The following is a 10,828-nucleotide window of genomic DNA, read 5'->3' on the forward strand; positions in this document are numbered from 1 at the left end:
GACGCCGCACGCGGCGGCTCGGGCGGACGCTACGACGCTCGGCGCGTGGGCTCTTGCCATTCGATGCCACCCGGCCGAGCCTGCTCCTCGGGAGGAGGGCGCATGAACAGGCTCGGACTGACGCGGGCCTGCACGATGGGCCCGATCGTGACAGCGGTGGAGGCGAGGGGCGGCTCGGTTGCGCGGGTGTTCCGGAGGGCCGAGATGCCGTTTGCCGTGATGGATACGCCCGACCGTCTCATCCTGCTGCGCGACCAGTTTCGCCTCGTGGAAGAGGCGGTTCGCGAAAGCGGCGACCCCGCGCTGCCCGCGCGGCTCGCGACCGCCACCGGCATCGGCGGCCTCGGTGCCATCGGCCGGCATGTGCGGGCCTGCGCGACCCTCGGCGAGGCGCTGGCGCGGGTCGAGACGATCACACCGACACTCCTTCAGACCGCGACTTGGACCGGCCTGCTGCGCCGGGAGGGCGAGGGCGCCGTCTACGGCTACGCCGTCACCGAGCGGATCGAGGCGGGGCGGCAGACCAACGAGATGCTGGCGCTCGGCTACCTGCTCGGCACCGTGCGCCACTTTCTCGGGCCGCGCTGGCGGCCGCAGCGGGCGGTGCTGACCGGCGCGGTCCTTCCCGATCGGGCCGAGATCGAGCGGGTCTTCGATTGCGACCTGGGCCTCGGCCCGCACGCGGGCCTGCACTTCGACGCCGCGCTTCTGGCGACGCCGAACCCGGCCCCCGGCCCGCTCCTCGAAGCGGCGCCCTCAGTGCCGCCCGGTGGGCTGACGGCCTGCGTTGCCGGTCTGATCGAACTTGCGCTCTTCGACGGCCGTCCCTCGATCGATGGGGTCGCCCGCCGGCTCGGCCTGTCGCGGCGCAGCCTGCAGCGCCGGCTGGAGGGGGAGGGCACGGGCTTCGCACCGATCCTCCAAGGCGTCCTACGGGCGCGGGCCGAGGCGCTGCTGGCGGAGGGCATGGCGCCCATCGGCCGGATCGCCCTCGATCTCGGCTACGCCGACGCGGCCCACTTCACCCGCGCCTTCCTCGGCTGGACCGGCGTGACCCCGAGCCTGTGGCGGCGCCTGCACCGCAAAAGTCCAGGTTTCGAAAGGACGAGTCCTTTCGCGGGTCCAGGGTAGAGCCCTGGAAGAATGCCGGGGCGCTGCCCCAACACCCCGCCAAAGGGATGATCCCTTTGGAATCCCGGGACTATCTGTAGGCCGACATCCAGCCGAGGCCCACCTCGGTGCGGGCCGCGGGGATGTATTCGCAGCCGATGAGGCCAGCGTAGCCCGAGGCGTCGAGGGCCGCGAACGCAGCGGAAAAGTCGATGCGGCCGGTGCCGGGCTCGTGGCGGCCGGGGGCGTCGGCGATCTGCACGTGGGCGATGCGGGCGCGGTGCGTTGTGAGTTCCGTGGCCAGATCCTCGCCCATCATCGCCATGTGGTAGAGGTCTGCCTGGATGAAGAGATTTTCGGAGCCTAACCCCTCGATCACGCGAGCGGCGTCGGCAAGGCGGTTCAGGAAGAAGCCCGGCATGTCGCGGTCGTTGATCGGCTCGATCAACAGCCGGATGCCTGCCTTGCCCAGCGCGTCGGCGGCGTAGGCGAGGTTTTCGGTCAGTGTCACGAGAAGGCGCGCTCGCTCGGCGCCCGGCGGTGCGAGGCCGGCGAGACAGTTGATCTGCCGGCATCCGAGCGCCCCGGCATAGTCGATCGCCCGCGCGACGCCCTCACGAAACTCAGGCACCCGGTCGGGTAGGATGGCGATGCCGCGCTCGCCCGCCGCCCAATCGCCGGGCGGCAGGTTGTGCAGCACCAGCGGCAAGCCCGTCTCCGCGAGGCGGTGCGCCAGCGCGGCCTTCGTCTCGGCATAGGGAAACTGCATCTCCACCGCTGCGAACCCGGCGGCGCGGGCCCCCGCGAACCGGTCGAGCAGCGGCATCTCGGTGAACAGCAGGCTCAGGTTGGCGGCAAAGCGAGGCATATCCGGGCCGTTCGGTCGCGCAAAGTGCATTCAAAAATGATGGGTTTTGCCGACATCACTTGCTGTCGGCGGTTGCCGGCTCGCTGGCAGCAGGCTGCGAGGCCTCCCTGTCAGCGGCAGCCTTCCGTTTGTTGCGCAGGTGGCGGAACAGGATGTCGCTGAGCTCCGCCCCGGCCCGGCGGCGCAGGGCATCGAGGATTTCCTCGTGCTCGCGCATCGCCTCGCCCCAGCGGTCGCGGTTGGCATCGAGATTGGCCGAGTAGCGCGCCCGCCGCAGACGTCCCGCGAAGCTGGCATAGGTGGCGCTCAAGGGAGCGTTGTCGGCGGCCTGGACGATGCGGTCGTGGATCGCCTGATTGCAGGCGAAGTAGCCGTGCAGATCGCGCCGCAGATAGTGGCCGTACATCTCGTGATGGAGCCGTTCGACCTCGGCATAGGCCTCGTCCGTCATGCGCTCGCAGGCAAGCCGCCCGGCTAGGGCCTCCAGCCCGCCCATCACGTCGAACAGCTCGACGATCTCTCCCTCGCCGATCCGGCGCACCCGCGCGCCGCGGTTCGGCAGCAGGTCGATCAGCCCCTCCGAGGCCAGCACCTTCAGCGCCTCGCGCAGGGGCGTGCGCGAGATGCCGAAGCGCTCGCACAGGAGCCGTTCGGGGACGCGGACACCCGGCGCGAGATTGCCCTCGACGATGAACTCGCGCAGCCGCGCCAGCACCGCGTCGTGGAGGGAATGGACGAGGTTTTCCCGAGGCGTCGCCTGAACCTTGGCCTGGACCTTGGCCTGAAGTTCGACCGGGAGCGGGACCGGGCCGTCCGCGCCCTCCGATTCGCGTTCGGCGCGTGTCATGGCGGAAGTCATGGCCGATTGGTAGCAGCGGGCTCAACCGCCGTCGATGGGACGAATGTAGGCATGATACTTCTTGTCTCGGCTAAAAATGAATGCAAACTTGCAGGATGAAATGACCGGGCGTGACGTGAAACGCCCGGCATCTGGCCGAACGGGAGGACCCATGACGCGCCGCACCGGACGACACTTCCTGCACATTCCGGGACCGAGCCCGGTGCCGGAGCGGGTGCTGCGTGCCATGGACCGGCAGGTGATCGACCATCGCGGACCGGAATTCGGCGTGCTCGGCCGCGAGGTGCTGGAGGGGTGCCGCACGATCTTCCGCACGAAGGGGCCGGTGGTGATCTATCCGGGCTCCGGCACGGGGGCCTGGGAGGCGGCGATCGTCAACACGCTCTCGTCCGGTGACCGGGTGCTGATGTTCGAGACCGGGCACTTCGCCACCCTGTGGCGGCAGATGGCGGCGCGGTGGGGCATTGAGGTCGAGTTCGTGCCCGGCGATTGGCGCCACGGCGTCGATCCGGCCCAGGTCGAGGCGCGGCTCGCCGAGGATCGGGGCCATTCCTTCAAGGCGGTGATGGTGGTCCACAACGAGACCTCCACCGGCGTCACGAGCCGCATCCCCGCCATCCGCCGGGCGATCGATGCCGCCGGCCACCCGGCCCTGCTGCTGGTCGATACGATCTCTTCCCTCGGTTCGGTCGATGTCCGCCACGACGAGTGGGGCGTCGACGTCACCGTCAGCGGCTCGCAAAAAGGGCTGATGCTGCCGCCGGGCCTCGGCTTCACCGCGATCTCGGACAAGGCGCGGGCGGCCGGAAAATCCAACAACCTCCCCCGCTCCTACTGGGATTGGGAGGAGATGCTGAAGCCCAACGCCAACGGCTACTTCCCCTACACGCCGGCCACCAACCTGCTCTACGGCCTGCGCGAGGCGGTCGCGATTCTGCTCGAAGAAGGGCTCGACAACGTCTTCGCCCGCCACCAGCGGCTCGCCGCCGCGACCCGCGCCGCGGTCGAGGCCTGGGGCCTCGAAGTGCTGTGCCGGAACCCGGACGAGCACTCGCCGGTGCTCACCGCGGTGATGATGCCGGAAGGCCATAGCGCGGACGCCTTCCGCGCGCGGGTGCTCGAGAAATTCGACATGTCCCTCGGCGCCGGGCTGTCGAAGCTCGCCGACAGAATCTTCCGCATCGGCCATCTCGGCGAGACCAACGATCTGACTCTGATGGGCGCGCTGTCCGGCGTCGAGATGGGCTTGGCGGCCGCCGGCGTGCCGCACCGGCCGGGCGGCGTGCTCGCCGCCATGACGACTCTGCGCGCCGGCCTCGACGGCTGATCTTTCCCCGAACGCCCACGCCCCGGGCCGAGCCGCGCGTCAGATGCGGAGCCAGGGGTGATTGCTCATGAGAACCGGAGGAAGCCCCGATGATCACGATCCCACGCCGCGTGACGGCGCCGGGCATGGTGCTGTTCCTGCTCTGCCTGATGTACTTCATCACCTATGTCGATCGGGTCAACGTCGGCACCGCCGCCCCGGAGATCAAGCGCGAACTCGGCCTCAGCAACACCGAACTTGGCCTCATCTTCTCGGCCTTCGCCTACCCCTACGCGGTGTTCCAGATCATCGGCGGCGCCATGGCCGACAAGTGGGGTGCGCGGCGCACGCTGTTCATCTGCGGCCTGATCTGGGCGGCGGCGACGGTGGCAACCGGCTTCGTCGGCGGCGTGGTCTCGCTGTTCCTGGCCCGCTTCGCCCTCGGCTTCGGCGAGGGCGCCACCTTCCCCACCGCCACGCGGGCGATGCAGTCCTGGGTGGCCAAGGACCAGCGCGGCTTCGCGCAGGGCATCACCCACTCTTTCGCCCGCTTCGGCAACGCCATCACGCCGCCGATGGTGGTGCTGATGATGGCCTATGTCGGCTGGCGCGGCGCCTTCGTCGTGCTCGGCATCGTCAGCTTCGCCTGGGTGCTGGTGTGGGTCTTCTACTACCGGGACGATCCGCGCGAGCATAAGGCCGTCACGAATGAGGATCTGGAGCGGCTGGCGATCCATGACCGGACGGCGAAGCCCGCCGCCAAACCGCCGGTGCCGTGGCGCCGGCTGATCCCGCGCATGGCACCCGTCACGCTGACCTATTTCTGCTACGGCTGGTCGCTGTGGCTCTACCTCAACTGGCTGCCCTCGTTCTTCAAGGACGGCTACGGCCTCGACATCAAGAATTCGGCCCTGTTCGCCTCGGGCGTGTTCTTTGCCGGCGTCGTCGGCGACACGCTCGGCGGCGTGATCTCTGACCGTATCCTGAAGAAGACCGGCGACCTGCAGAAGGCGCGCCGCAACGTGATCTGCTTCGGCATGCTGGGCGCCGCCGCCTGCCTCGCGGGCGTGTTCTTCACCAAGGAACTGACCCTGGTGGCGCTGCTGCTCAGCGGCGGCTTCTTCTTCCTCGAACTGGTGATCGGGCCGATCTGGTCGGTGCCGATGGACATCGCGCCCCAATATGCCGGCACCGCGAGCGGGCTGATGAATTTCGGCTCGGCGTTTGCCGCGATCGTCTCGCCGCTCACCTTCGGCCTGATCGTGGATCTCACCGGCAACTGGATCCTGCCGTTTGCCGGGTCGGTCGGCCTGCTACTTTTGGGCGCGGGCCTCGCCTTCACCATGCATCCCGAGCGCCCGTTCGAAGATGAACCGGCGCCGCTGACACCGCAGGTGGTGCCGGCGGAGTAGGACCGTCCCGTCGCCGCGCTCTCCCCGCGGCGACGGTTCAGGGCAGGGGGAAGCGGCGCTGGAGGTCCGCCAGCATCTCGACCGCCTCGTTCGAGATGCCCGCCTCCCGTACGGCCGTGAGGCTGCGGTCCTCGAGTCCCGTTGCGGTCGCCGGCTCGAACTGACGGCGATGGGCCTGATCGAGGATGTCGGCGATCCGGTCGCCGACCGCCAGGGCGATCGCGGTTGAATCCGGCCCCTCCGAGCGGTGGGCGTGCATGCGCTGGAGCGCGTCGGCGATCTGCCGCTCGAAGGCTTCGAACAGGGCCCCGGCCGCCTGCGGGCTCATCCGCATCAGGGCGCCCGCAGCGGCGCAGTACGTCTCCTTGAGCATGTACAGGGTCAGGCGGTCGATGGCCTGCTCGTCTTCGTCCCCCGGCTTCGCCATGCGCTCTGTGTCCCGTATCCTCGGTTCCGAACCCATGGCCCTGCCGCGACGAAGGGACAAGGGACCGGTGCCCCTTTAAAGGATCAGGCACGGGACCTGCCAAGCCCGAGACGGAGCGGAAAGCGAGCGCGGGGCCGTCGGCGTGCCGCGCCTCCGCCGTCGAACGGACGGATCGTCACCGGCGGGTTGGCCCGGCTCACCACGCTCAGCGCCGCGTTGGTGTCAGCGGGGAGAGGGCGTTCGGCGGCATTGCATCACCGCTTCGTCGAACCGCGCTCGCGTCCGGCCTTCAAGCGGGACGGGGCAGGCGTCCCCGCCGTCCACTCGGAGACGGCGGGGGGTGTCGTTCGCACGACCGAGCCGATACGCAACGTGGCTCCCCGGTAGAATGACCGCGACCGGTTAGCTGACGGTCAATGCCGGAAACGGGCCGCGTGCCGGAACGGGACCGTCTCACGCATCCGGCGTGGCCGGCCGGGGAGCGGGCGCGAAGACGAGGCGCTGGTAGACGAGACCGATGCCGATCAGGCAGCCGCCGAGCCCGAGGAAGGACAGCGCCCGCAGCGGCCCCTCCAGGCCTGAGAGGTCGAACAGGAACACCTTGAGCGTCGCCAGCCCCACCAGCACGGCGGAGGCCAGCCGCGCGGTCGCCGACCCGCGCAGGATGCCGTAGCCGAGGGCGACGAGGCCCAGGCCGAGCCATACCGCCGAGTAGGCGTACCACTCCGCCTGTCCGGTCTCCCGGTCGAGCCCGAGCCGCTCGCCCTGGAAGCCGTGGCGTACGGCAAGGCACAGGGCGAGGAAGCTCAGGGCCAGCCCCAGACCACCGGCCATGCGCACGAACCAGACGGGCCGCACGTCTTGTCCCGCTTGCCGCGCCGCCCGCGCCAGGGCGAAGGCCGCCGCCGCCGGCAGGGCGTAGGCGAGCACGGCGTCGTTCAGGATGAGCCCGCCCGTGACTGGCTCGTCGGTCAGGAGCGGGTTGGCGGCGAGCCCGAGGCCGAGCGCGCCCTGGAACAGGGCGAGGCAGGCGAAGGCGAGGCCAGCAAAGCGGATCACCGGCGAGGCCGAGGGCCCGGAGAACCGCACCAGCACCAGGGAGAAGCCGAGGGCGGTCAGCGTCGTCAGACCCTGTTCCAGCACGCTCGTACCTGGATCGGCCAGGGTGCCGCCATGGAGCGTGTGACGGATCTCCAAGAAGACGAACAGGCCCGAGAGCAGAAGGCTCAAGGCCTGCGCTACCTGCTCCGGGATGTCCGCCGGGCGATCCGGTCGGCGGATCGCCCAGGCGGCAAGGCCGAAGCACAGGGCCGGCAGGCCGTAGGCGGTCACGAGCCCGTTGAGGATGAGCCGGTCCGACAGGCCGCCCTGGATCAGCGCCGGATCCCAGGCGAGCCGCGCGGCGACGATGACGGCCAGACCTGCCACGCACCAGCGCAGGGCCGGGATATCGAGGCGCCGGGCGATCAGGCCGGTGGCGAGCGCCGCCCCGGCGAGGGCCGGCGTCAGCGAGCCGCCCGCGAGGGCGAAGACGAGGCCGAGGCACAGGCTCGCCACCGCCGCCGCGGCGAAGGCGGCGAGCCCGAGGGTGAGGGCCGGGGAGGGGGTCGCGTCACCCTGCCGTCGGCACAGGACGGCAAGACCGCAGAATCCGGCGGCCAGTGCCCCCGCGGCGGCGGCGAAGTCCGGCGCCACCGCGCCGCCCGCGAGGCGCAGATAGGCCAGGGCGAGTGCCACGAGGGGCGCCCCCGCCGCGCCCGCCGCGAAGGCCAGCGCGGTGACGTAGGGCAGGCGGCTGGCCCCCAGGAGCCGCAGCGCGCCGAGACCCGCGACCGCGAGCGATCCGGCCAAAGCCAGTGCCAGCAGCAAGCCGGGATGATCCGTGCCGGACCAGAGGAAGAAGAAGGGGGCGTTCAAAGGCTCGGCCGCCTCCGGCCAGAGCACGAGGGCGCCGGCGAGCGTCAGGGCCGCGACGACGCCCCCTGCGGCGGCGGGCGCGGCGACGAACCCCGCAAGCGCGGGCAGCACGATCGCCGCCAGGGCAGCGGCGGCCCAACCCAGGCCGCCGCCCGCATGCGCCGTCAGGCCGAGCACCGCCAGCGCCACGCCCCCCGTCACCGTGAGGGCGAGGGCGGCGAAGCGGTCGAGGCGCGCTTGCTCATCGGGCACGCCGCGCCCCGGCAGGACGGCGAAGACGAGGATCGCCAGCGCCTGCTGCAGCACGAGGTGAACCTGCACGGCGACACTCTCACCGGGCAGGACGGTGAGGAACAGGGCCCAGGCCGCCGCGCCGACGCCGCCCGCCACCGCGAGCGCACGCCAGCCCTTCAGCCAGGCGAAGGCGTAGGCGCTGCCTGCCACCACAGGCAGGTAGAGGGCGAGCGGCCAAAGGCTCGTCCCCCCGCCCCCGACGAGAAGCGGCGTGGCGAGCGCCCCGACAAGGCCGATCCCGGCGAGCGCCGGCCCGTGCAGCAGGGCGGCGACCATGGCGGCGAGGCCCGTCGCCGCCAATCCCGCGAAGGCCAGGCCCGGCCCGATGAAGCCGTAGAGGGCGTGCGCGGCGTAGACCGCGCCGAACAGGCCGACCGTGCCGGCGGCGGTGACCATGGCCGGCACATCGGGCCAGATCGGAGGCACGGGCTCCGATCCGCGCAGGCGCCGTCGCAGGAACTCTCCGAGCCCGACGAGGCCGAAGGCGAGGGCAAGAGCGCCCGCGATACGCACGCCCGGCCCGAACAGGCCGCGCTCGGCCGAGTAGCGCACGAGCAGCACCGCGCCGAAGGCGAGGGCGAGGCCGCCGACCCACACGGTCCAGCGGGTGCCGAAGCGCTCCTCGATGGAGGGGGCGGGGGCCGAAATCGGCCGCTCCCGTGCCACGGCTGGAACGGCACCGCGCGGCGGTGCGGGCGGGGAGACGGGCGACGGAGCGGGTGGCACCGCTTCAGGCGCCGCTTCCGGACGAACCGGCTCCGGCGCAGGGATCGGGGCTGCGATGGGCTTGGCGCCGGCGATCGGACGCGCCTCCACCAGAGCGAGGCGCCGCTCGAGCACCCGGATATGGTGGCGCTGCCGCAACGCCAGCAGCAGGCCGGCCGGACCGGACAGCGCGAGCGCCAGCACGATCAGTGCCGCGCTCAGGAAAAAACTATCGTCCATAGGCCGACCGTCCGATACGGGAGCGGCGAAGCTAGAGCGCATTCCGACGACGTGAAAACCGGTTCGTCGAAAGAATGCGCGTCAAAACAAGGATCTAGAGACGCCGGCCTGATGCAATCAGGTTGGATACGGCTCTAGCCTCGTTTCCGGCCCTTACGGGTGCGGGGGCTCACACGCTCGTGAAATCGCGGTGTCACGATTCCTACGGATCGCGCGATCTTGCAAATGCTTGGCGGTTCAGGTGTTCGCAGCGGATGCCCGCGCGATGCCGCCTCAGCGAACGAAGGCGAGATGAAGACGGCAACCCTCGCGTTCGACGACGGCGCAACGACAATCGATCTTCAGGCAGTCGATGGATAAGCGCACAGAATCAGGAACGACGACACCTGGGCCAACCTCAACATCGACACCATCGGGTGTCTCATCCCAAATGAGACATCCGATATCATTGCGACTCCCTGAGGATGAAATCAGTCCTACTTTGAAAGCGTCCTGCAGAAATAAGTCACGGTAACCTGCTAACATCGGTTAACTCCGCGATTGTTTCAGATCCGCGTCCAAACTTTACGGTTAATAACCACTGAAATCACGCGGAAAATGATTACTTGAAGTACAAAAAATCTGTTGCACAACGGGCAAGTTCATGGAAGCCGACCAGGGAGTCCCAATTCGTTCTTCAGCTAAGTGCTTCTCATTCTGGTCTTTCGGCGCCATGACGGTCACACGACGCGCGCCCATCGAGAGAGGGAATCGGGGCATCGGGCCTGCCCCACGCGGAACCGCTGCCGGCCGAAGGCCCGCGCCGTCCACGTCAATCGTCCGGCCGCCGCGCCCAGCGACTTGACCCGCCCCGGCAGGAGCCTCACCATTCAGTCTACGCGCGTAGACTAAGGTACAAGAGGCGTGGCGACAGGCCGGTTGGCGAGCATCCCGTTCTTCAAGGAACCGGGTGTCGATCTCTCCCCATTCGAGACGCGCTGCCACTGGCGGCGCTTCGACGAGAACGAGACGCTCGTCGATTACGACGACATCTCCACCGACGTGTATTTCCTCGCCATGGGGGAAGTACGCATCCTCAACCGGTCACAATCCGGCAAGGAGGTCATCCTCGGCGAGATGCGCACCGGCGCCTTCTTCGGCGAGTTGGCGGCGCTGGATGGCATCGGCCGTTCGGCCAACGTCACGGCGCTCACCCGCGGCGAGGTCTGCGTGGTGCCCGCCCCCGTCTTCCGCCAGATCGTGTTCGCCTCCGAGGCCATCGCCGACCGGCTGTTCCGCCTGCTCGCCAAGCGGGTGCGTGAGTTGAACACACGGCTGATGGAGCACGCGCTGCTCGACCTGCGCCACCGTCTCTACGCCGAACTGTTGCGCCTCTCCGTGCCGCGGGCCGGGCAGGGGAGCGATTCCGTGGGCGAGCGGGTGGTGACGCCGCCGCCCTACCACCACGTGCTGGCCGCCCGCATCGGATGCCGCCGGGAGCAGGTGACTCGCGAGTTCACGGTGATGGCGGGCGAGGGCCTGATCGACCGTACGCGCGGCGCCCTCGTCATCCGCCGCCCCGACCTGTTGGAGGCTCGGGTGCAGGAGGCGCTGCGCGAGGACGCCTGAGGCGTTCCGAGGCGCAGCTTCTCAGGGCAGGCTTCCCAAGGTACGTCGCCGAGATCCGTCGCGGCACCGGTTCGAAGATCCA

The 10,828-nt window shown here is 69.7% G+C and carries 8 protein-coding genes; 4 read left to right on the forward strand and 4 right to left on the reverse strand.

The features are described from left to right. The first annotated feature begins 102 nt into the window (after nt 1-102). Nucleotides 103-1,131 carry an AraC family transcriptional regulator gene (locus tag MKK50_RS23565; protein WP_499025607.1) on the forward strand — a complete coding sequence of 343 codons (1,029 nt, stop codon included), beginning with the start codon at nt 103-105 and terminating at the stop codon, nt 1,129-1,131. Nucleotides 1,132-1,201: 70 nt separating this feature from the next. Here the strand turns inward: MKK50_RS23565 and hyi are convergent, their stop codons facing one another. Together hyi and MKK50_RS23575 are read right to left on the reverse strand one after the other, a co-directional pair. Beyond that, nucleotides 1,202-1,978: a hydroxypyruvate isomerase gene (hyi, locus tag MKK50_RS23570; RefSeq protein WP_499025608.1), complete on the reverse strand. Its 777-nt coding sequence runs from the start codon at nt 1,976-1,978 to the stop codon at nt 1,202-1,204. Nucleotides 1,979-2,033: 55 nt separating this feature from the next. Next, complete coding sequence (locus MKK50_RS23575) at nt 2,034-2,825, reverse strand: GntR family transcriptional regulator (protein ID WP_499025610.1); 792 nt, start codon at nt 2,823-2,825, stop codon at nt 2,034-2,036. A 163-nt stretch (nt 2,826-2,988) separates the two neighbouring features. On the opposite strand from MKK50_RS23575, the gene MKK50_RS23580 reads away from it, so the two are divergent. Both MKK50_RS23580 and MKK50_RS23585 read left to right on the forward strand, forming a co-directional pair. Further along, the gene (locus MKK50_RS23580; RefSeq protein ID WP_499025611.1) at nt 2,989-4,164 is read left to right on the forward strand and encodes a pyridoxal-phosphate-dependent aminotransferase family protein; all 1,176 of its coding nucleotides are present in this window, start codon (nt 2,989-2,991) and stop codon (nt 4,162-4,164) included. 89 nt (nt 4,165-4,253) lie between these two features. Further along, nucleotides 4,254-5,555, forward strand: coding sequence for an MFS transporter (locus MKK50_RS23585; protein ID WP_253369646.1), 1,302 nt, complete (start codon nt 4,254-4,256; stop codon nt 5,553-5,555). A 37-nt stretch (nt 5,556-5,592) separates the two neighbouring features. Here the strand turns inward: MKK50_RS23585 and MKK50_RS23590 are convergent, their stop codons facing one another. Continuing rightward, nucleotides 5,593-5,982 (reverse strand): hypothetical protein, encoded by a 390-nt coding sequence (locus MKK50_RS23590; RefSeq protein ID WP_499025613.1) that lies wholly within the window; start codon nt 5,980-5,982, stop codon nt 5,593-5,595. A 453-nt stretch (nt 5,983-6,435) separates the two neighbouring features. Further along, the gene (locus tag MKK50_RS23595) at nt 6,436-9,138 is read right to left on the reverse strand and encodes a DUF2339 domain-containing protein (RefSeq protein ID WP_499025614.1); all 2,703 of its coding nucleotides are present in this window, start codon (nt 9,136-9,138) and stop codon (nt 6,436-6,438) included. Nucleotides 9,139-10,041: 903 nt separating this feature from the next. On the opposite strand from MKK50_RS23595, the gene MKK50_RS23600 reads away from it, so the two are divergent. Continuing rightward, complete coding sequence (locus MKK50_RS23600; RefSeq protein WP_253369651.1) at nt 10,042-10,746, forward strand: Crp/Fnr family transcriptional regulator; 705 nt, start codon at nt 10,042-10,044, stop codon at nt 10,744-10,746. The last annotated feature ends 82 nt before the right edge of the window (nt 10,747-10,828 follow it).

It is taken from the genome of Methylobacterium sp. J-043, assembly GCF_022829505.1.
Taxonomy (GTDB): Bacteria; Pseudomonadota; Alphaproteobacteria; order Rhizobiales; family Beijerinckiaceae; genus Methylobacterium; species Methylobacterium extorquens_A.